The following is an 18,973-nucleotide window of genomic DNA, read 5'->3' as shown; positions in this document are numbered from 1 at the left end:
ATTCACCCGGCCGTGGGCATCGCCCCGGCGCCCCCTGACACGTTCGCGCCGAACCCCGCGCCTGCCTTCCTCCGCACCGCTTCCGTCCCGGCCCTGGCGTGCTGTGCGAAAAAAGTGATATCACTTTGACAGCTGCGGCGGACGTCCGCGCGGCGCACAGCGCACAAGGGGGGAGTCGGTCCCATGACCGCACCGCACGTCTCCGTCGAGGACGGCCCCGTCCTCGACCTCCCGGCCCCGAAGGTCACCGAGCGGGTGATCACCGGCGCGCCGGGGCTGCCGGTGCTCGGCGGCGCCCTGCTGGGCGGGCTCGCCGGGCTCGCCGGCCTGATCACCGGCGGGGTCCAACTCGCCGGTGGCAACAAGGGGTTGGGCGTTCCGCTGGTGGTCCTGGGGCCGCTGCTGCTGCTCGGCTCGCTGATCCTGCTCTGCGGGCTGACGGTGGTCTCGCCCGGCTCGGCCCGGGTGGTCCAGCTGCTCGGCACCTACCGGGGGACGGTCCGCGCCGAGGGGATCAGCTGGCTGAACCCGTTCACCAGCCGCCGGCACATCTCGCTGCGGATCCGCAACCACGAGACCGAGACCGCCAAGGTCAACGACGCGGACGGCAACCCGATCGAGATCGCCGCCGTGGTGGTCTGGCAGGTCGAGGACTCCGCGATGGCGGTGTTCGAGGTGGATGACTACACCGACTTCGTCGCGATCCAGACCGAGACGGCCGTCCGGCACATCGCCACCAGCTACCCGTACGACGCCCACCACGAGGGGCAGTTGTCGCTGCGCGACGGCGCGGACGAGATCGCCCGCAAGCTGTCCGCCGAGATCGCCGCCCGGGTCGCCTCGGCCGGTGTGCGGGTCGTCGAGTCCCGGATCACCCGGCTCGCCTACGCGCCCGAGGTCGCCCAGGTGATGCTCCAGCGGCAGCAGGCCGGGGCCGTGGTGGCCGCCCGGCGGCTGATCGTCGAGGGCGCCGTCGGTATGGTCGAGGAGGCCTTGGACCGGCTCGCCGAGCGGGACGTGGTGGAGTTGGACGAGGAGCGCAAGGCCGCCATGGTGAGCAACCTCCTGGTGGTGCTCTGCGGCGACCGGGGCACCCAGCCCGTCGTGAACACGGGCTCCCTCTACCAGTAAGGGCGCGGCGTTGGCGACGGAACGGAAGAAGCTCCTGCTGCGACTGGATCCTTCGGTTCACGACGCACTGGCGAGGTGGGCCGCGGACGAACTGCGCAGCACCAACGCCCAGATCGAGTTCGTGCTCCGCCGCGCCCTCGGTGAGGCCGGCCGGATGCCCAGCGGCGCGGCCCGGCTTCCCCGGCGCGGCCGACCGCCCAAGGAGAGCCCGGAGGACGGCGGTCCCGCCTAGGGCGTGTCAGACACGCCCGAGGACTGACCGCGGCGGCCGGGTGCTCCGCAGATCGTCCCAGATCCTTCGGAGACCGAGATGGACCTTCCCGTCAATCTGCCCGAGAAGCTCTACCTGCTCGCCTACGACCCCGAGCGCGGGCGGCTCACCCGCACGACCGACCTGGACCTGGCCCTACGGGCGGCGGCGCTCACCGAGCTCCTCCGCCGCGGGCTGCTCCGTGACGACGGCCGGCACCCGGCCCCCGTCGACGGCCCGACCGACGGGCTCGATCCGCTCTCCGCCGCGCTGCTGGAGCAGATCCGCCAGGGGCGGCGGCGCACCTGGTGGAGCTGGATCGGGCGCCCGGGGAGGTCGGCGCGGGTGGTCCGCGACGGGCTCGCGGCCGCCGGGCGGATCCGGGTCGAGGAGCACCGGGTGCTCGGGATCTTCCCGGTCGCCCGGGTGACCCTGACGGAGCCCCGGGTGCGCAAGGCGCTGGCGGCGAGCGTCACGTCGGCGCTGAGCGGCCCGCTCAGCCGGGTCGACCCGGCGGACGCGGCGCTGGTCGCCCTGGTCGACGCGGCCCGGCTGAGCCCGGCCCTGACCTGGCGGCGGCGGCGCGAGTTCCGGGCCCGGATCGACAAGCTGGCCCCCGCGGCCGGCCCGGTCCCGCGCGCCCTGCGCCGGGCCGTCAACGCGAAGTACGCGGACGGCGGGGCGGGCTGACCCGCCCCGGGTGCCGCCGGCCGGCCTGGACGGGGCCGTAAGCTGGCCGGATGCTCGAACCCGCCCTGCTGCCGACCCCGCTGGTGGACTGCACCGACGGGGTGTTCGCCCGGGCCGGGGTGGAGCTGCGGCTCAAGCGGGACGACCTGCTGCACCCGACCGTCCCCGGCAACAAGTGGCGCAAGCTGGCCCCGAACCTGGCCGCCGCCGTCGAGCACGGGCACACCCGGCTGCTGACCTTCGGCGGCGCCTACTCGACCCACCTGCGGGCGGTCGCGGCCGCCGCCGACGCGCTCGGCCTGGAGAGCGTCGGGCTGGTGCGCGGCGAGGAGCTGGCCGACCGGCCGCGCAACTGGTCGCTGCGGGCCGCCGAACGCTCCGGGATGCGGCTGGAGTTCCTCACCCGGGCCGCCTACCGCGAGGTCACCGGCCGGGCCGGCACCGGTGACGGTACGGAGTTCCAGCGCCGCTGGGGCCGCTGCCTGGTGCTCCCGGAGGGCGGCTCCAACGCCCTGGCCGCGATCGGCGCGGCCACGATCCCGGCCGAACTGCCGGACCTGGACGGGCGTGACGTGGTCTGCTGCCCGGTGGGCACCGGCGGCACCCTGGCCGGGATCGCGGCGGGCCTGCCGCCGGGCGCAAGGGCGCTCGGGGTGGCCGTGCTGCGCGGCGGCGAGGGCTACCTGGAGGCGGAGGTCGCCCGGCTGCACCGGGCCGGGTTCGGGCGGGAGTTCGCCAACTGGCGGATCGACCATGCCCACCACGGCGGCGGCTACGGCAAGGTCCCGGCCGAACTCGCCGCCTTCGCCGCGGAGTTCGAACGCCGCCACGGCGTCCCGGTGGAACGCCGGTACGTCGCCAAGCTGCTCGCCGCGCTGGCCGACCTGGCCGCGGCGGGTGCCTTCGTCCCCGGCACCCGCCTGACGGCCGTGGTCACCGGCCTGCCGGACCCGGAGTAGCTGGGGCCCAGGGCCCGGAGTAAGGCGGGTCCTACGACCCGAAGGTCAGGTCGGCGCAGGGGTCGGTGTCGGCGCCGCGGGTGTTCTCCGCTATGCCGGTCGGGATCCCGCTGGGCGCGGTGGCCGTGGGCGAGGGTGCGGTCACCGAGTTCAGCTGGGTGCCGGCCGCCCGGTAGTCCGCGCCGAGGGTGACGGTGATCGCGCCCGAGCCGGGCTCCTCGACGGCGCCGGCGCCGGGGAAGAGCGCGATGACCTGGTCGGCGGCGGCCTTGAGCGTCGGGTCGTAGGAGACCTCGGTGTGCTGCTTGCCGGGGTTGTTGGCGCCGAGGGTGACGTTCTGGAAGCCGCGTCCCTTGAGGGTCTCGGCGCCGGAGCCGGCCAGGCCGGGGGTGCCGACGCCGTTGACCACGGTGACCGGGGCGGCGGCCTGTTCGGCGGTGAGCGGCGCGTTCGTCCCGGAGCCCGCACTCGGCGAGGCGGAGGCGGCGGCGGAAGCGGAGGCCGCAGCGGTGGCCGCACCGGTGCCGCCGGTGCTCTGCCCGTCCAGGGTGCGGTCCTCGCGCAGCAGCTTCCACAGCGCGTCGGCGTCCGGCTGGACCAGCCGCACCCGGTCCCCGGCGAAGCGCCAGGGGGCGGTGACGAAGGTGACGTCGGAGAGCTTGACGTCCTCCATCGAGCGGGCGAAGTCCACCAGCTTCATCGCGGTGCCGAGGCCCTCGTCCACGGTGAGCGACCTGGTGGCGGCGTCGGCCAGCGGCAGCAGCGTGGGCAGCGAGAAGCCCTGGGACTGGACCTTCTTGATCATCGAGGAGAGGAAGGCCTGCTGGCGCTTCATCCGGCCTATGTCGGAGTTGTCGCCGATGCCGTGCCGGGCCCGCAGGTAGTCGACCGCGGACTTCCCGGAGAGCTTCTGCATCCCCTTCTTGAGCTGGATGCCGTACTCGTTGACGTCGTTGGGCACGCAGGCGTCCACGCCGCCGATGGCGTCGGTCATCGCGGCGGCGCCCTTGAAGTCGACCACGATGGTGTGGTCGACCCGCAGCCCGGTGAGCTTCTCCACGGTGTTCTGGGTGCAGGCCGGATTGCCCTTGGCGAGTTCGCCGAGGCTGAACGCCGAGTTGAACATCTGGTCGTTGCGGGGCTTGGTCCAGGTGCCGTCCGCCAGCTTGCAGGACGGGATGGTGACCAGGGTGTCGCGGGGGATCGAGACCCCGACGGCGTGCTTGTGGTCGGCGTAGACGTGCACCAGGATCGCGGTGTCCGAGTTGCCGACGCCTTCGTCGCCGCCGCCCAGCGAGTTGTTCCCGTCGTCGCGGGTGTCCGAGCCGAGCAGCAGGATGTTGACCGGCACCTGGGCGCCGGGGCTGGCCGGCACGGGGGCCGGCGGGCGCTCGGTGGCGACGCCGCCCGCGTCGAAGGTGGTGATGTTGTTGTCCAGCCGGTGGTAGAACCAGGCCCCCGCCCCCACGACCGACAGCACCAGAACGGCGGCCAGGCCGATGGCGGTCCGCAGGTAGCGGCGCCGGCGCGTGCTGCTGCTCATCCCCGTGCCCCCCGTCCTCAGGTCTCTCGCGTTCGATGTTCGAACGTTAGACGTTCCGGAAGGCTGTTCGGTTACCCCCTGGGGGCGGGCGAATCGGGCGGCGGGGCTGTGATGCTGGTCACGCGCCGGGGCCGGAGGCGCCGGTGAGCATCCGCCGGAGCAGGTCCCGCAGGACGGTGCGCTCCTGCGGACCGAGTGCGGCGAGCGGCTCGCGGGCGAAGTTGAGCGACTCGCGCAGCTCCTCGGAGGCGGCCGAGCCGGTCTCGGTGGCGGCGACCAGTTTGACCCGGCGGTCCTGCTGGTCGGCCTGCCGGGTGACGAAGCCGCGGGCCTCCAGCCGGTCGACGATGCCGGTGATGTTGGAGGGCTCGCAACTGAGCGTCTGGGCGATGTGGCGCATCGGCAGCGGGCCGCGCCGCAGCAGCGCGAGCACCTTGGCCTGGGCGCCGGTGAGCGAGCGGGCGGCGGCGGCCTCCTCGTACTCGCGGTGGAACAGGGCGACCAGGTTGGCCATCAGGTCGACGACCTCGCGGGTGATCTCGTCGGACTGCGGCGTGGCGACCTCGGTCTGCTGGGTGTCCATGCCTCAGAGTCTACCTGAAAAGTTGACAACGTGAACCTTTCACGTCCATCGTTACTTCAGTTGCTCAACCTTTTACCTGCCAAACCCCCCCAAGGAGCACCTCCATGGCAGAGCAGGCCACCCCCGCCACCGCCCGTGAATGGCACCTCGCCGCCCGCCCCCAGGGCTGGCCCGTGCCCGCCGACTTCGCCCTGGTCGAGGCCCCGGTCCGGACCCCGGGCCCGGGCGAGATCCTGGTCCGCAACACCCACCTCTCGGTCGACCCGTACATGCGCGGCCGGATGAACGACGTCAAGTCCTACGTGCCCCCGTTCCAGCTCGGCCAGGCGATGGACGGCGGCGCGGTCGGCTACGTGGTCGCCTCCGAGGCCGAGGGCTTCGCCCCCGGCGACGCCGTGCTGCACGGGCTCGGCTGGCGCGAGTACGCCACTGTGGACGCGAAGCGCGCGGTCAAGGTCGACCCGGCCGCCGCCCCGCTCTCCGCCTACCTCGGCGTGCTCGGCATGCCCGGCCTGACCGCCTACGCCGGACTGCTCGCGGTCGGCGGCCTCAAGGAGGGCGACAAGGTCTTCGTCTCCGGCGCGGCCGGCGCCGTCGGCTCGCTGGTCGGCCAGATCGCCCGGCTCAAGGGCGCCTCGCTGGTGGTCGGCTCGGCCGGCTCGGCGGAGAAGGTCGCCAAGCTGGTGGACGAGTACGGCTTCGACGCGGCCTTCAACTACAAGGACGGACCGGTCGCCGAGCAGCTCGCGAAGGCCGCCCCGGAGGGCATCGACCTCTACTTCGACAACGTCGGCGGGGAGCACCTGGAGGCCGCGATCGGCGCCCTCGGCGTGCACGGCCGCGCGGTGCTCTGCGGCGCGATCGCCCAGTACAACGACACCACCCCGCCCGCCGCCCCGCGCAACCTGGCGCTGGCGATCGGCAAGCGGCTGCGCCTGGAGGGCATGCTGGTCGCCGACCACGCCGCCCTGCAGCCGCAGTTCGTGGCCGAGATGAGCGGCTGGCTGCGCTCCGGCGAGCTGCGCTCCGAGGAGACCGTGGCGGACGGCTTCGAGAACGCCGTCGAGGCCTTCCTCGACCTGCTCCGCGGCGTCAACACCGGCAAGATGGTCGTGCGCCTGGACGGCTGACCCTCCGTCAGGTCCTCGATCCGGAGTCGAACCCGCCCCGCCGCCCCGACCGGGCGTGCGGGGCGGTTCGCGTGCACGGCGCAGGGGATCCGGCCGCACTACCGCATTCCGGCCGGATCCGAAAGTGCGTCATCCATCGCCCCGCGCCGCGCGGTACGGTGGTCCCGCCTGGCGATGGGGCCGTTCGGGGGAGAGATCCGGCCGAGGGGTAGACCTCGTTGAGGATTCGACTAGCATTGAGCGAAAGCCTGTCCGTTTTGCTCAATTTAGTAGCTTAATGTCGGCTAACGTGGGTAACTGTGGATCAACTGCAGGCACGAGGCAGCTGGGGAAGGCGACCCTCGTCCACAGCCTGGAGGTCCCGGTGACGACACGTGGAGTTCTCTACATCCACTCCGCGCCCCGCGCGCTGTGCCCGCACGTCGAGTGGGCCGTCGCGGGGGTGCTCGGTGTGCGGGTGAGCCTGGACTGGATCCGCCAGCCGGCCGCACCCGGACACTGGCGCGCCGAGCTCTCCTGGCAGGGGGAGCCCGGCACCGCCTCGAAGCTCGCCTCCGCGCTGCGCGGCTGGCAGCTGATGCGGTACGAGGTGACCAGCGAGCCCTGCGCCACGGCGGAGGGGGAGCGGTACAGCAGCACGCCCGCGCTCGGCATCTTCCACGCCGTCACGGGCATCCACGGCGACATCCTGATCCCCGAGGACCGGCTGCGGGCCGTCCTGCTGCGGGCCCGCAGCGAGGGGGCCGACCTGGAGGCCGAGATCTCCCGGCTGCTGGGCAAGCCCTGGGACGACGAGCTGGAGCCGTTCCGCTACGCGGGCGAGGGCGCGCCGGTGCGCTGGTTGCACCAGGTGGTCTGAGCCCGCGGGACGACACGACGGAGGGGCCGGTGCCGTTACGGCGCCGGCCCCTCCGTCATGGGTGTCAGCGGGTGCGGAAGGCCAGCACCACGTTGTGGCCGCCAAAGCCGAACGAGTTGTTCAGCGCGGCGATCCGGCCCTCGGGCAGCGGGGTCGCCTCGGTCACGACCTTCGCGTCCACCTCGTCGTCCAGCTCCTCGACGTTGATGGTCGGCGGGGCGATCCGGTGGTACAGCGCCTGCACGGTGGCGACGGTCTCGATGCCGCCGGCGCCGCCCAGCAGGTGGCCGGTCATCGACTTGGTGGCGGAGACCAGGATGTGGTCGAGGTCGTCGCCCAGCTCCTTGCGGAGCGCCTTGAGCTCGGCGGTGTCGCCCTGCGGGGTCGAGGTGGCGTGCGCGTTGACGTGCACGATCTCGGCCTTGTCCAGGTCGTTGCGGTCGAACAGGTCGGCCAGCGCGCGGGCCACCCCGGCGCCGGTCGGCTCGGGCTGGGCGATGTGGTGGGCGTCCGAGGACAGGCCCTGGCCGACGGCCTCGCAGTAGATCCGGGCGTTGCGGGCCTCGGCGTGCTCCAGCGACTCCAGCACGACCACGCCGGCGCCCTCGCCCAGCACGAAGCCGTCCCGGCCCTTGTCGTACGGGCGCGAGGCGCGCTCGGGCTCGTCGTTGTTCTTGGACATCGCCATCATGTTGGCGAACGCGGCGATCGGCAGCGGGTGGATCGCCGCCTCGGTGCCGCCGGCCACCACGACGTCGGCGCGGCCGCTGCGGATCATCTCGATCGCGTAGCCGATCGCCTCGGCGCCGGAGGCGCAGGCGGAGACGGGGGTGTGCACACCCGCGCGGGCGCCGACCTCCAGGCCGACGTTGGCCGCCGGGGAGTTGGGCATCAGCATCGGGACGGTGTGCGGGGAGACCTTGCGGGCGCCCTTCTCCCGCAGCACGTCGTACTGGTCGAGCAGGGTGGTCACGCCGCCGATGCCGGAGGCGATCACGGCGCCCAGGCGCTCGGGGGCGAGCTTGGAGGACTCGTCGGTGGCCGGGGTCTCGAAGCCGGCGTCGGCCCAGGCCTCGCGGGCGGCGATCAGCGCGAACTGGGCGGAGCGGTCCAGCTTCCGGGCCAGCGGTCGGGGCAGGATCTCGCCCGGCTCGACCGCGGTGCGCGCGGCGATCTTGACCGGCAGGTCCTGGGCCCACTCCTCGGTCAGCGCCGCCACTCCGGAGCGCCCGGCGATCAGGTTCTCCCAGGTGGTGGCGGCGTCGCCGCCCAGCGGCGTGAAGGCGCCGATACCCGTGACGACCACGGTTCGGTTCTCAGCGGTCACTGGTCTCTCTTCTTTCACGTTTCGTGCGGGGTCGGCGGCGAGCCGAGGAAGGGCCCGGCCGGGCGCCCGGTGGGGCGTCCCGGCCGGCGGGTCGGCCTGGCTCTCGGAGCCGGGCCGACGGGGTCAGCCGTCCTGGGCGTGCGTCACGCGGGACGGACTGGGCGACTCGTACGAGTCGATCGCTCAGGCGGCGTTGGTGAGGATGTAGTTCACCGCGTCGCCGACGGTCTTCAGGTTCTTGACCTCGTCGTCCGGGATCTTGACGTCGAAGCGCTCCTCGGCGGCCACCACGACCTCGACCATGGACAGCGAGTCGACGTCCAGGTCGTCGGTGAAGGACTTGTCGAGCGCAACGTCCTCGGCCGGGATGCCGGCGATCTCGTTGACGATCTCGGCGAGACCCTCCAGGACCTCGTTCTGCGTAGCCATACTGGCTGCTCCTCTTCGGTGTTGAACGCGTCCGACCGTCGGCCGAACACGGGCTTGTGGATGGGTGGGGCGAAACGCGCCTAGGGGAGCGTAACGACTGCCGCGGCGTAGACGAGACCCGCCCCGAACCCGATGATCAGCGCGAGGTCGCCGCTGTGGGCCTCGCCGGACTCCAGCATGCGCTCCATCGCCAGCGGGATGGAGGCCGCGGAGGTGTTGCCGGTCTCCGCGATGTCGCGGGCGACCGGCACCGACGCGGGCAGCTTGAGCGCCTTGATCATGGCGTCGGTGATCCGCATGTTGGCCTGGTGCGGGATGAAGGCACCGAGCTGGTCGGCGGTGATCCCGGCGGCGTCCAGCGCCTGCTGGGCCACCTTGGCCATCTCCCAGACCGCCCAGCGGAACACCGGCTGGCCGTCCATCCGCAGGGCCGGCCACTTGTGGTCCTGCTCCTCGCCCGGGCCGTTGATGGCGTCGGGCTTGGCGAAGGCGGTGTCCCAGGCCTGCGTCTGGCTGATGACGTCGGACTGCGAGCCGTCCGAGCCCCAGATCAGCTTGCCGATGCCCGGCGTGTCGGACGGGCCGACGATCGCGGCACCGGCGCCGTCGCCGAAGATGAAGGCGGTCGAGCGGTCCGACTTGTCGGTCAGGTCGCTGAGCCGCTCGACACCGATCACCAGCACGTACTCGGCGTTGCCGCCGCGGATCATGCCGTCGGCCAGGCCCAGGCCGTAGCCGAAGCCGGCGCAGGCGGCCGAGATGTCGAAGGCCGGGGCGGTGCCGCAGCCGAGCCGCTCGGCGATCTCGGTGGCGATCGCGGGGGTCTGCTTGAGGTGCGAGACGGTCGCGACGATCACGCCGCCGATCTGCTCGGGGGAGATGCCGGCCTGCGCGACGGCCTTGCCGGCGGCCTGCAGCGACATCTCGGCGACGCTCTCCTCCGGGCCCGCCCAGCGGCGCTCGGCGATCCCGCTGCGGGTGCGGATCCACTCGTCCGAGGAGTCGATCCACTCCAGGACCTCGGAGTTGGGGATGACCCGGACCGGGCGGTAGCCGCCGACCCCGTGGATCCGGGAGTACTGCGCGCCGGTGGCGGGGCGGATCTGCGGCTTGGTCATGCCAGGTCCTCCTGGTGCTGCTGGTCCGGCTGCCCCTGGCCGCTGTGCTCCGCGATGAGCGCACGCGCCTTGTCCAGGTCGGCGGGGGTCTTCAGGGCGAGCGTGGCCACGCCCTTGAGGTTGCGCTTGAGCAGCCCGGTGAGCGTGCCCGCGGGGGACAGCTCGATCACGGCGGTCGCGCCCAGTCGGCCGAGGGTCTCCGTGCAGAGGTCCCAGCGGACCGGGTTGGAGACCTGCGACACCAGGCGGGCCAGCACCTCGGCGCCGGAGTCGACGACCCCGCCGTCCTTGTTGGACACGTAGGTGACCTGCGGGTCGGCCACAGCCAGGCTCGGGGCCAGCGCGGCGAGCCGCTCGACGCCGGGGTTCATGTGCTCGGTGTGGAAGGCACCGGCCACCTTGAGCGCGATCAGCTTGGCGCCGGCCGGCGGGTCCGCCTTGAGGGCCTCCAGCTGGACCAGCGTGCCGGCCGCGACGATCTGGCCGCCGCCGTTGTTGTTGGCCGCGGTCAGGCCGTGCTCGGCCAGCTTCGCCGCCACGACCTCCGGGTCGCCGCCGAGCACGGCGGTCATGCCGGTCTCGGTGACGGTGGCGGCCTCGGCCATGGCCAGGCCGCGCTCGCGGACGAAGGTCAGCGCCTCGGCGGCGCCGAACACCCCGGCGAGGGCGGCGGCGGTGATCTCACCGACGCTGTGGCCGGCGACGGCGCCGGTCAGCTTGCGGGCGGCTTCCTCGTCCGGGAACAGCGCGCGGGCGGTCACCAGACCGGCCGCGACCAGCAGCGGCTGGGCGACGGCCGTGTCCTTGATCTCCTCGGCGGAGGCCTCGGTCCCGGCGTGCACCAGGTCGAGCCCGGCGGGCTCCGACCAACGGCGCAGGCGGTCGGCGACACCGTCCAGCTCGAGCCAGGGGCTGAGGAAACCGGGGGACTGGGCACCCTGTCCAGGGGCGACGATTACGAGCACGGTTCAACCCTCTCTCGCCAGGCGCCCGGGGGCGGGTAGGCGACGGTAACGAAGAAAACCATCCGGGATTGTATGGTCCCTACACCCCGGCTCAGCCGGGCTCCCCGGCGGCGGTGAGCCGGCCGAGGGCCAGTGCGATCCGCAGGGTGAACGCCGAACGTACGTCGGAGGGGGCGTACCCCGTGACGTCGGTCACACGTCGTAGCCGGTAGCGCACCGTGTTGGGGTGCACGAAGAGCATTCGGGCCGCGCCCTCCAGGGAGGACGCCTGCTCCAGGTAGACGCTCAGCGTCTCCAGCAGGGCGGAGCCGGCCTCGTCCAGCGGTGTGTAGATCTCCTCCACCAACTGGCGGCGGGCGGCCTGGTCCCCGGCGAGTGCCCGTTCGGGCAGCAGGTCGTCGGCGAGCACCGGGCGCGGGGCGTCCGGCCAGGCGGCGCAGGCGCGCAGGCCGGCCGCGGCGGCGTGCGCCGAGCGGGTCGCCGAGAGCAGGTCCGGTACGGTCGGGCCGATCACCACCGGGCCCGGCGCGAACTGGCCGATCAGCGCCCGGGCGGCGTGCACCGGCTCCTTGTCGCCGCCGACCACCACCACCAGGCGCTTGCCCAGCACCCCGGTCAGCACGTTCAGCTTGGCGTACCGGGCGGCCCGGCGGATCGCCTCGACCACCAGCTCGCTGTCGCCGTCCGGGGCGCTGCCCATCACCACCCGGACCTGGCTGGGCTGGCCCCAGCCCAGGGCGGCCGCCCGGGAGAGCACGCCCTCGTCGGCGTCGCCGGACAGCAGGGAGTTCACCACCAGCGCCTCCAGCCGGGCGTCCCAGGCGCCGCGCGCCTCGGCCGCCTGGGCGTACACCTGGGCGGTGGCGAAGGCGATCTCCCGGGCGTAGACCAGCACGGACTCGCGCATGTCCGCCTCGTCGCCGGGGGCGGCCACCTCCTCGATGGCCTCCTCCATCACCTCGATCGTGGTGCGGATCAGCTCCACGGTCTGGCGCAGCGTGATCGCCCTGGTCAGCTCGCGCGGGGCGGTGCCGAAGACGTCGGTGGAGATCGCCCGGGCGGCCTCCGGGTGGCGGTACCACTCGGTGAAGGCGGCGATGCCGGCCTGGGCGACCAGGCCGATCCAGGAGCGGTGCTCCGGTGGCATCCGCCGGTACCAGCCGAGCTGGTCGTCCATCCGCGAGATCGCGGCGGTGGCCAGCTTCCCCGAGGACTTCTCCAGCCGCTTGAGCGTCGCGGCCCGGCGCTCGGCCCGCTCGGCGGCGTTCCGGCGCTCCTGGGCGGTCAGACGGGGGGCGGGGCGGCCGGGGCGGTCGCGGGAGGTCCGGGGAGCCGGGCTCTTGCCGGTGGGTTCGGCGGCGGGACTGGGTTCGCTCTTGGAGTTCGCGGAAGCGGCTGGCACAAGGACAAGACTGCCTCACGCGAGTGACTGCTCGTGCACACCCCCCGGCGCAGCGGCACGGTGGTGCCGCTCACACCCCCGGGGCTCGGGGCGCGTCCGCGCCCGGGCGCGCGCCGTCCGGAGCAGTACGGTGAGGGGCGTGACCGACGCCGCCGCCCGCCCCCGTGCCGACCAGCGCCGCACCGCCGAGCGCTACCGCTCCACCCCCGCCGAGGGCATCGAGACCCGACACGCGTTCTCCTTCTCCGGCCACTACGACCCGAAGAACACCCACTTCGGCGCGCTGCTCGCGTGCAACGAGGAACTCCTGGCGCCCGGCGCCGGGTTCGAGGAGCACAAGCACCGGGACACCGAGATCCTCACCTGGGTGCTGGAAGGCGCGCTCGCCCACCGGGACTCGCACGGCCACCACGGAGTGGTGCGCCCGGGCATGGTCCAGCACCTCAGCGCCGGCTCCGGGGTCACCCACACCGAGCGCAACGTCGGCGGCGCCACCGGGCCGGTGCGCTTCGTCCAGATGTGGCTGCAGCCGGACGAGTTCGACGCCGCCCCGGCGTACGGGCTGCGCAAGGTGGAGCCGGCGGACGGCGGGTTGACGCTGCTGGCCTCCGGACTGGAGCGCGACGCCGGGACGGACGCCCTGCGGCTGCGCCGCCGCGACGCCGCGCTCTGGCTGGCCACCGCCGGCCCCTGGCAGCCGCTGCCCGAACTGCCCGCCGCGCCTTGGCGGTACGCCCACCTGACGGCCGGCTCCCTGGGCTACCGGACCGTGCCCGGGCCCAAGGGCGCCGGGCGGTCGATGGTGCCCGGCGACAGCGTGCGGATCACCGGCGAGGCCTTCGCCGACCCCTCGGCCGGGGAGACCGGCGCCGAACTCCTGCTCTGGGAGATGCACTCGCCGGTCTCGTACGGCTGAGGGTCAGCCCCGCAGTTCGCCGAGGACGGCGTCGGACAGCGACGGCCAGGCCTCCACGGCCCAGGGGCCGAAGTCCCGGTCGGTGAGGGCGATGCAGGCCGCGCCGGCCTGCGGGTCGACCCAGAGGAAGGTGCCGGACTGGCCGAAGTGGCCGAAGGTCTCGGGGGAGTTGGCGGTGCCGGTCCAGTGCGGGCTCTTGCCGTCGCGGATCTCGAAGCCGAGGCCCCAGTCGTTCGGGCGGCGGTGGCCGTAGCCGGGCAGCACGCCGCTGGTGCCGGGGAAGGCGACCTCGCGGGTGGCCCGGTGGACGGTGGACGGGTCCAGCAGCTTCGGGGACTGCAGCTCGGCGGCGAACCGGGCCAGGTCGGCCACCGTGGACAGGCCGCCGGCGCCGGCCGGGGACTTGCTCGCGGTGTTGATCAGGGTGTCGTGCATGCCCAGCGGCTCGAACACCGCCTCGGCGACGTACTGGTGGAAGGCGATCCCGGCGGCCTCGGCCAGGGTGGCGGCCAGCGCGTCGAAACCGGCGTTGGAGTAGAGCCGGCGCTTGCCGGGCTCGGCGAACAGCCGGTCCTCGTCGAAGCCGAGGCCCGAGGTGTGGGCGAGCAGGTGGCGGACGGTGGAGCCGGGCGGGCCGGCCGGGTCGTCCAGCTCGAACACGCCCTCCTCCAGGGCGACCAGGGCCGCGTAGGAGGTCAGCAGCTTGGTCACCGAGGCCAGCGGGAAGAGGTGCTGCTGCGGGCCGTGGGCGCCCAGCACCGCGCCGTCCGCCCCCCGGACCACCGCGGCGGCGGCATGGGGCACGGGCCAGTTGTCGATCATCCGCAAGCTCTCCATGCGGTCGACTCTAATGTGCGGTCCAGCCGGGTGGCGGGGGTACCCGGGTGGGTGGCTTGCTTGGAGTGCACTCCAACTCGGTAGCGTCGTCGTCACAGGACAGGGGGAATCGATCATGGCCACACCCGTACGGGCCCGGGCCGGTCTGCGCAGCTGCGCCGAGGTCTTCAACGGCCCGGCCGGCGAGCCGGACCGGACCCCGCGGCACACCATCAGCGAGGTCGCCGCGGTCAGCGGGCTGACCGCCCACACGCTCCGCTGGTACGAGCGGATCGGCCTGCTCGACCCGGTCGACCGCGCGGCCGGCGGCCAGCGCCGCTACTGCGACGGCGACCTGCACCGGCTGGCCTTCCTGGGCCGGCTGCGGCTGACCGGGATGTCGGTGGCGGACATGCTCAAGTACGTCGACATGACCCGCCGCGGCGACGAGACCTACGTCGAGCGCCGGGAGCTGCTGGAGACCCAGCGCGAGGAGGTCCGGCAGCGGATCGTCGACCTCCAGGCCACCCTGGCCGTCCTCGACCACAAGATCGATCTCTATGCCGGGAGGATCGCCGACAGTGCCGGCGCCCCCGTCCGATGCCAGTACCACCGAGCAGTAGAGGAAGAGCAGAGCGCATGACTCACCCCGTCCTCCCCACCGCCCCCCTCGGCACCGACGGCCCGCTGGTGGGCGTCCAGGGCCTCGGCTGCATGGGCATGAGCGAGTTCTACGGCCCGACCGACACCGACGAGGCGCGCGCCACCCTGGACGCCGCGCTGGAGGCCGGCGTCACCCTGTTCGACACCGCGGACATGTACGGCCACGGCCGCAACGAGGAGTTCCTCGCCCCCTTCGTCCGCGCCAACCGCGACCGGGTGGTCATCGCCACCAAGTTCGCCATCGACCGCAGCGAGGAGGACCCGAGCCGCCGGGCCATCCGCAACGACCCGGAGTACATCCGCACCGCGGTGGAGGGCTCGCTGCGCCGCCTCGGCGTGGAGACCATCGACCTGTACTACATGCACCGCCGTGACCCGGCCGTGCCGCTGTCCGAATCGGTCGGCGCGATGGCCGAGCTGGTGAAGGCCGGCAAGGTGCGGCAGCTGGGGCTGTCCGAGGTGACCGGGGCCGAGCTGCGCGAGGCGTACGCCGTCCACCCGATCGCCGCGGTGCAGTCCGAGTGGTCGGTGTTCGCCCGGGACGTCGAGCGTTCCGCGGTGCCGGCCGCGGCCGAGCTGGGCGTCGCCTTCGTGCCGTACTCGCCGCTCGGGCGCGGCTTCCTGACCGGCGCCTTCCAGGACGCCGCGACCCTCACGGCGGACGACTTCCGCCGCAGCAGCCCGCGCTACACCGGTGAGAACGCCGTCGCCAACGGCGAACTGCTCACCCCGCTGCGGGAGATCGCCGCGGCCCACGACGCGACGCTCGCCCAGGTCGCGCTGGCCTGGGTCCAGCAGCGGGCCCAGGTGCACGGGCTGACCGTGGTGCCGATCCCCGGCACCCGCAAGCGCAGCCGGCTCGTCGAGAACACCGGCGCGGTCGCCCTGCGGCTGAGCGCGGAGGAGCTGGCGCTGCTGGAGCCGCTGGCCGGGCGGGTGGCGGGCGAGCGCTACGCGGACATGAGCAACACCTCGGTCGGGCGCGAGTAGCCCGGACCGGGAGAGTGGCCGTACGGGCCCGGAGGTCACCGACCCCCGGGCCCGTACGGCCGTTCCGGGGCGCGGGCCCCGGGGTTCACGCCCCGGGGTCACGGAACGGGGCCTCAGGCCTTGCGGCCCATCCAGGCGGCCAGCCGGGCGTGCACGTCGGCGTCGTCGGCGACCGGCTGCACGGGGCCGAACGGGGTGCCCGCGACCCGGCTCTCCGGCGGCAGGACGAGCTCGGCGACGGCCAGCGCGGTGCGGGCCAGGTCGTCGTCCAGCGCGAAGCCGTTGTCGAGGGCGGTGGCGATGTCCCAGGAGTGGGTGACCAGCTCCATCACGTAGCCGCCGACCGCGATCGCCCCGGGCACCTCGCCCCAGGGCGCGAAGGTCGGGCGGCCCAGCTTGGCGTCGTCGGACCAGGCGGCGGTCACCCGGGTGCGGGCCCGGTCCAGCGCGGCCGCCCAGCCGTCGTCCGACGGGTCCTCGACGGCGGCCACGACGTCCTGGGCGTGACCGCCCTCGCCCATGTACGCGAACCGGTGGACGCCGCCGACCACGTGGTTCAGCAGCTGACGCAGCGTGTACTCCTCGCAGGGGGTGGGCCGGTCGAGGTCGGCGGGGGCGACGGCGCCGACCAGCTTTGCCAGCTGGTCGAGGGCGGCGAGGTACTGCGGGCGGGCGTCCTGGACGGCGTTCATCTGCGGTCGGCTCCTCTGCACGGTACGGCCCTTGCTGGGATGGTGGCTCGGGCTCGGAACGCAATCTCCCAGTAAAACCTGACAAGTGCCGTCAGGATTCTTGGGATTCTGGAGCCATGAAGGCCGACCGCCTGCTCTCGATCCTGCTGCTGCTCCAGACCCGGGGCCGGGTGCCCGCCACCGAACTGGCCGAACGGCTGGAGGTGTCCGTCCGCACCATCTACCGGGACGTCGAGTCGCTCTCCGCCGCCGGGGTGCCGGTGTTCACCGAACGCGGCCGGCACGGCGGCATCAACCTGCTGCCCGGCTACCGCACCGACGTCACCGGGCTGACCGCCGACGAGGCGCGGGCCCTGTTCGTGCTCTCCGCCCAGGGCGCCCACAGCGACCTCGGGCTGGACGGCGCGCTCGGCTCGGCGCTGCGCAAGGTGATGGCCGCGCTGCCCGCCCCGCACCGCCCGGCCGCCGAGCGGGTCAGCGAGCGCATCCTGGTCGACCCGGCGCGCTGGATGCAGAACCCGCAGGCGGGCACCGGCAGTCCGCCGGACCTGGGCGAGCTCCAGTACGCGGTGTTCGCCGACCGGCGGCTGCGGCTGCGCTACCGGCACAGCGGCACGCCCGCGCCGGTGGAGTACACCGTCGACCCGTACGGCCTGGTGAACAAGGCCGCGGTCTGGTACCTGGTGGCCGATCTGCACGGTGAGCCGCGGCTGTTCCGGGCCGACCGGGTGCTCGCCGCCGAGACCGCCGAGGAGGCGGTGCGCCGCCGGGCCGGGGTGACGCTCGGCGAGGTGTGGGCGGCGCTGCGCGAGCAGGTGGAGCGGCTGCCGAAGGACGTGCCGGTCCGGGTGCGGGTCCGGCGCGGGCGGCTGGACATGTTCCTGCGCATCCACGGCGGCCGGGTCACGGCCGTGCCGCCGGAGACGGGCGGCGGGGCGACCGAGGAGTGGGTCGAGCTGGCGATGGCCTTCCCGGCCGCGGCGGCCGTCCGCGCGCTGCTGGCCTTCGGCGCCGAGGTCGAGGTGCTGGGCCCGCCGGCCGCCCGGCGCGAGCTGGCGCGGGCGGCGGCGGAGGCCCTGCGGCTGTACCAGGAGCAGTAACGCCCCTGCAGGGGCTAGGAGTTGGTGGGCCGGACGACGTCGCGGTAGTCGCCGAGCGAGATCGCCGCGAAGTTGTGCAGGCTGTCGGTGCCGTCGGTGAAGTAGCCGTTGTGGCCGGACGCGCGGGCGGAGGAGATCTGCTCGGCGCCGAAGCCGCTGCCGGTCGGGTCGGCGCCGTGGCCGAGCTTGCCGACCTCCAGGAACGGGACGTTGCCGATCCAGTCGTTGGGGTTGCGGGTGGCCCACACGTGGACGCCGGCGCCCAGCGCGTCGGCCGACTGCACGCCCATGCCCGGGCTGCCGAACACCATCATGTCGGTGATGCCGGAGGTGTCGGACGGCGAGGCGGCCGCCCGCGGGATCCTCGGGGCGGCGGTGCCGCAGACCACCGAGCCGTACGAGTGGCAGAGCAGCGCCGGGGGCGCGTCCGGGCGGGTGGTCTCCCGGAGGCCGGCCAGCAGTCGCTCCAGCCGGGGCGCGGCGACGTCGGCGAGCCGGGAGGTGGCCGCGTCCGGGCCGAGGCCCGAGGGGGTGACGTACCCCGTCCAGGCGATCACGGCGGTGCGGGTGCCCGGGGCCTGGCGCTGCTCCTCGGCGTACAGGGCGCGGGCCATGCCGGCCGGGGAGCGCAGCGGCTCGGCCGCCTGGTCGAAGTGGCCGAGGTCGGCGTCGGAGCCGGGGACGATGACGGAGACGTGCTCGGCGTCGGCGAGGTCGCCCCAGACCTCGGTGACCAGGCCGCGGCCGCGCGGGTCGAAGGCGAGGACCTGGCAGCCGGGGGCGAGCAGGTGCTCGACGTCGTTGGCGCGGGAGACGGCCAGCGCGCGGGTGTCGGAGTCCAGCTTCCTGTCGGCGGCGCGGGCCCGGGCGGCGTCGCGCTCGTTCGCCAGGGCGATCCGGTTGGCGCGGTAGCGCAGGTCCAGCGGGGCGCCGTCGTAGTTGCCGACGACCAGCGGGTAGTCCTTGATCAGCCGGTCCAGCTCGGTGGGGGCGAGCGAGGCGAAGAAGGCGGCTGCGTCGGCCGGGCTGGTGGTGGCCGGGTCGGGCAGGATGCGGCCGAAGGAGTGGTCCTGGATCCAGGCGGCGCTGCCGGCCGGAGGCGTGGAGATCGCCAGCTGCTCCGAGGAGACCGCGGCCGCGGCTGCCGAGGCACCCGCGTCGGCGAGCACGGCACAACCCGCGAACGCCCCGATCAGTACCCGCTTCCAGCGTCGACGGTTGCGCACCGCACCAACTCCCTTGGGGCCCGTCACCGTTTCTCGGGCGGTGCCCGGAGGGTGCGAAATGGACTTGCTGACTTCCCTGGGAAAGCGTAGAGGTCACAGGAGGGTGACGGACACGCCCAAACTGTGGGATGGATCACATGAACCGGGAGTGTCCTCCCGACGTCCTTGTGTGGTTGTTCCGGCG

Annotated in this window: 20 protein-coding genes; 10 read left to right on the top strand and 10 right to left on the bottom strand. The window is 73.7% G+C overall.

Going from position 1 to position 18,973, the window contains the following annotated elements:
• Nucleotides 1-183: 183 nt before the first annotated feature.
• The 4 genes from AB0F71_RS05500 (at nucleotide 184) to AB0F71_RS05485 (ending at nucleotide 3,030) form a co-directional block, all read left to right on the top strand.
• Nucleotides 184-1,131 carry an SPFH domain-containing protein gene (locus AB0F71_RS05500; RefSeq protein WP_360228568.1) on the top strand — a complete coding sequence of 316 codons (948 nt, stop codon included), beginning with the start codon at nucleotides 184-186 and terminating at the stop codon, nucleotides 1,129-1,131.
• A gap of 10 nt (nucleotides 1,132-1,141) precedes the next feature.
• Entirely contained in the window at nucleotides 1,142-1,363 is a 222-nt protein-coding gene (locus tag AB0F71_RS05495; protein WP_360228565.1) for a hypothetical protein, read from the top strand.
• Nucleotides 1,364-1,441: 78 nt separating this feature from the next.
• Nucleotides 1,442-2,071: a GPP34 family phosphoprotein gene (locus AB0F71_RS05490; RefSeq protein WP_360228562.1), complete on the top strand. Its 630-nt coding sequence runs from the start codon at nucleotides 1,442-1,444 to the stop codon at nucleotides 2,069-2,071.
• A gap of 50 nt (nucleotides 2,072-2,121) precedes the next feature.
• A complete protein-coding gene (locus AB0F71_RS05485) occupies nucleotides 2,122-3,030 on the top strand; it encodes a pyridoxal-phosphate dependent enzyme (RefSeq protein ID WP_360228559.1) in 909 nt (302 codons plus the stop codon).
• 31 nt (nucleotides 3,031-3,061) lie between these two features.
• Here AB0F71_RS05485 and AB0F71_RS05480 read toward each other — a convergent pair whose 3' ends face one another.
• Nucleotides 3,062-4,573 (bottom strand): LCP family protein, encoded by a 1,512-nt coding sequence (locus tag AB0F71_RS05480; RefSeq protein WP_360228556.1) that lies wholly within the window; start codon nucleotides 4,571-4,573, stop codon nucleotides 3,062-3,064.
• 118 nt (nucleotides 4,574-4,691) lie between these two features.
• Nucleotides 4,692-5,156 carry a MarR family transcriptional regulator gene (locus AB0F71_RS05475; RefSeq protein ID WP_360228553.1) on the bottom strand — a complete coding sequence of 155 codons (465 nt, stop codon included), beginning with the start codon at nucleotides 5,154-5,156 and terminating at the stop codon, nucleotides 4,692-4,694.
• A gap of 104 nt (nucleotides 5,157-5,260) precedes the next feature.
• On the opposite strand from AB0F71_RS05475, the gene AB0F71_RS05470 reads away from it, so the two are divergent.
• Both AB0F71_RS05470 and AB0F71_RS05465 read left to right on the top strand, forming a co-directional pair.
• Nucleotides 5,261-6,286 (top strand): NADP-dependent oxidoreductase, encoded by a 1,026-nt coding sequence (locus AB0F71_RS05470; RefSeq protein ID WP_360228550.1) that lies wholly within the window; start codon nucleotides 5,261-5,263, stop codon nucleotides 6,284-6,286.
• Between the two features lie 364 nt (nucleotides 6,287-6,650).
• The gene (locus tag AB0F71_RS05465) at nucleotides 6,651-7,145 is read left to right on the top strand and encodes a DUF3145 domain-containing protein (RefSeq protein ID WP_360228547.1); all 495 of its coding nucleotides are present in this window, start codon (nucleotides 6,651-6,653) and stop codon (nucleotides 7,143-7,145) included.
• Nucleotides 7,146-7,209: 64 nt separating this feature from the next.
• Here AB0F71_RS05465 and fabF read toward each other — a convergent pair whose 3' ends face one another.
• The 5 genes from fabF to AB0F71_RS05440 form a co-directional block, all read right to left on the bottom strand.
• A complete protein-coding gene (fabF, locus tag AB0F71_RS05460; RefSeq protein WP_360228544.1) occupies nucleotides 7,210-8,472 on the bottom strand; it encodes a beta-ketoacyl-ACP synthase II in 1,263 nt (420 codons plus the stop codon).
• Between the two features lie 183 nt (nucleotides 8,473-8,655).
• A complete protein-coding gene (locus AB0F71_RS05455; protein WP_360228541.1) occupies nucleotides 8,656-8,901 on the bottom strand; it encodes an acyl carrier protein in 246 nt (81 codons plus the stop codon).
• Between the two features lie 80 nt (nucleotides 8,902-8,981).
• The gene (locus AB0F71_RS05450) at nucleotides 8,982-10,019 is read right to left on the bottom strand and encodes a beta-ketoacyl-ACP synthase III (RefSeq protein WP_360228538.1); all 1,038 of its coding nucleotides are present in this window, start codon (nucleotides 10,017-10,019) and stop codon (nucleotides 8,982-8,984) included.
• A complete protein-coding gene (locus AB0F71_RS05445; protein WP_360228535.1) occupies nucleotides 10,016-10,984 on the bottom strand; it encodes an ACP S-malonyltransferase in 969 nt (322 codons plus the stop codon). Before AB0F71_RS05445 ends, AB0F71_RS05450 begins: the two co-directional genes overlap by 4 nt.
• Before the next feature lie 91 nt (nucleotides 10,985-11,075).
• Nucleotides 11,076-12,272, bottom strand: coding sequence for a helix-turn-helix domain-containing protein (locus AB0F71_RS05440; RefSeq protein WP_360228970.1), 1,197 nt, complete (start codon nucleotides 12,270-12,272; stop codon nucleotides 11,076-11,078).
• A gap of 253 nt (nucleotides 12,273-12,525) precedes the next feature.
• On the opposite strand from AB0F71_RS05440, the gene AB0F71_RS05435 reads away from it, so the two are divergent.
• Entirely contained in the window at nucleotides 12,526-13,302 is a 777-nt protein-coding gene (locus tag AB0F71_RS05435; protein ID WP_360228532.1) for a pirin family protein, read from the top strand.
• A gap of 3 nt (nucleotides 13,303-13,305) precedes the next feature.
• On the opposite strand, the gene AB0F71_RS05430 is transcribed toward AB0F71_RS05435, so the two are convergent.
• On the bottom strand, nucleotides 13,306-14,139 hold the full coding sequence (locus AB0F71_RS05430) for a serine hydrolase domain-containing protein (protein ID WP_360228529.1): 834 nt from the start codon (nucleotides 14,137-14,139) through the stop codon (nucleotides 13,306-13,308).
• A gap of 115 nt (nucleotides 14,140-14,254) precedes the next feature.
• On the opposite strand from AB0F71_RS05430, the gene AB0F71_RS05425 reads away from it, so the two are divergent.
• A complete protein-coding gene (locus tag AB0F71_RS05425; RefSeq protein ID WP_360228526.1) occupies nucleotides 14,255-14,761 on the top strand; it encodes a MerR family transcriptional regulator in 507 nt (168 codons plus the stop codon).
• The gene (locus AB0F71_RS05420; protein ID WP_360228523.1) at nucleotides 14,758-15,771 is read left to right on the top strand and encodes an aldo/keto reductase; all 1,014 of its coding nucleotides are present in this window, start codon (nucleotides 14,758-14,760) and stop codon (nucleotides 15,769-15,771) included. The genes AB0F71_RS05425 and AB0F71_RS05420 overlap by 4 nt, the downstream gene beginning before the upstream one ends.
• Before the next feature lie 113 nt (nucleotides 15,772-15,884).
• On the opposite strand, the gene AB0F71_RS05415 is transcribed toward AB0F71_RS05420, so the two are convergent.
• A complete protein-coding gene (locus AB0F71_RS05415) occupies nucleotides 15,885-16,463 on the bottom strand; it encodes a TIGR03086 family metal-binding protein (protein WP_360228520.1) in 579 nt (192 codons plus the stop codon).
• Nucleotides 16,464-16,579: 116 nt separating this feature from the next.
• On the opposite strand from AB0F71_RS05415, the gene AB0F71_RS05410 reads away from it, so the two are divergent.
• Nucleotides 16,580-17,563: a WYL domain-containing protein gene (locus tag AB0F71_RS05410; protein WP_360228517.1), complete on the top strand. Its 984-nt coding sequence runs from the start codon at nucleotides 16,580-16,582 to the stop codon at nucleotides 17,561-17,563.
• A 14-nt stretch (nucleotides 17,564-17,577) separates the two neighbouring features.
• Here AB0F71_RS05410 and AB0F71_RS05405 read toward each other — a convergent pair whose 3' ends face one another.
• Nucleotides 17,578-18,789, bottom strand: coding sequence for an alpha/beta hydrolase (locus tag AB0F71_RS05405; RefSeq protein WP_360228514.1), 1,212 nt, complete (start codon nucleotides 18,787-18,789; stop codon nucleotides 17,578-17,580).
• Between the last annotated feature and the right edge of the window lie 184 nt (nucleotides 18,790-18,973).

This window comes from Kitasatospora sp. NPDC028055, assembly GCF_040637885.1.
Taxonomy (GTDB): domain Bacteria; phylum Actinomycetota; class Actinomycetes; order Streptomycetales; family Streptomycetaceae; genus Kitasatospora.
Note: the sequence above shows the minus strand (reverse complement) of the source record. Positions and strands in the feature narration are given on the sequence as shown.

Coding starts and splice junctions, on each gene's coding strand:
- AB0F71_RS05500 (WP_360228568.1), top strand. CDS start 184: ATGACCGCACCGCACGTCTCCGTCGAGGACGGCCCCGTCCTCGACCTC.
- AB0F71_RS05490 (WP_360228562.1), top strand. CDS start 1,442: ATGGACCTTCCCGTCAATCTGCCCGAGAAGCTCTACCTGCTCGCCTAC.
- AB0F71_RS05485 (WP_360228559.1), top strand. CDS start 2,122: ATGCTCGAACCCGCCCTGCTGCCGACCCCGCTGGTGGACTGCACCGAC.
- AB0F71_RS05480 (WP_360228556.1), bottom strand. CDS start 4,573: ATGAGCAGCAGCACGCGCCGGCGCCGCTACCTGCGGACCGCCATCGGC.
- AB0F71_RS05475 (WP_360228553.1), bottom strand. CDS start 5,156: ATGGACACCCAGCAGACCGAGGTCGCCACGCCGCAGTCCGACGAGATC.
- AB0F71_RS05470 (WP_360228550.1), top strand. CDS start 5,261: ATGGCAGAGCAGGCCACCCCCGCCACCGCCCGTGAATGGCACCTCGCC.
- AB0F71_RS05455 (WP_360228541.1), bottom strand. CDS start 8,901: ATGGCTACGCAGAACGAGGTCCTGGAGGGTCTCGCCGAGATCGTCAAC.
- AB0F71_RS05450 (WP_360228538.1), bottom strand. CDS start 10,019: ATGACCAAGCCGCAGATCCGCCCCGCCACCGGCGCGCAGTACTCCCGG.
- AB0F71_RS05430 (WP_360228529.1), bottom strand. CDS start 14,139: ATGGAGAGCTTGCGGATGATCGACAACTGGCCCGTGCCCCATGCCGCC.
- AB0F71_RS05425 (WP_360228526.1), top strand. CDS start 14,255: ATGGCCACACCCGTACGGGCCCGGGCCGGTCTGCGCAGCTGCGCCGAG.
- AB0F71_RS05420 (WP_360228523.1), top strand. CDS start 14,758: ATGACTCACCCCGTCCTCCCCACCGCCCCCCTCGGCACCGACGGCCCG.
- AB0F71_RS05415 (WP_360228520.1), bottom strand. CDS start 16,463: ATGAACGCCGTCCAGGACGCCCGCCCGCAGTACCTCGCCGCCCTCGAC.
- AB0F71_RS05410 (WP_360228517.1), top strand. CDS start 16,580: ATGAAGGCCGACCGCCTGCTCTCGATCCTGCTGCTGCTCCAGACCCGG.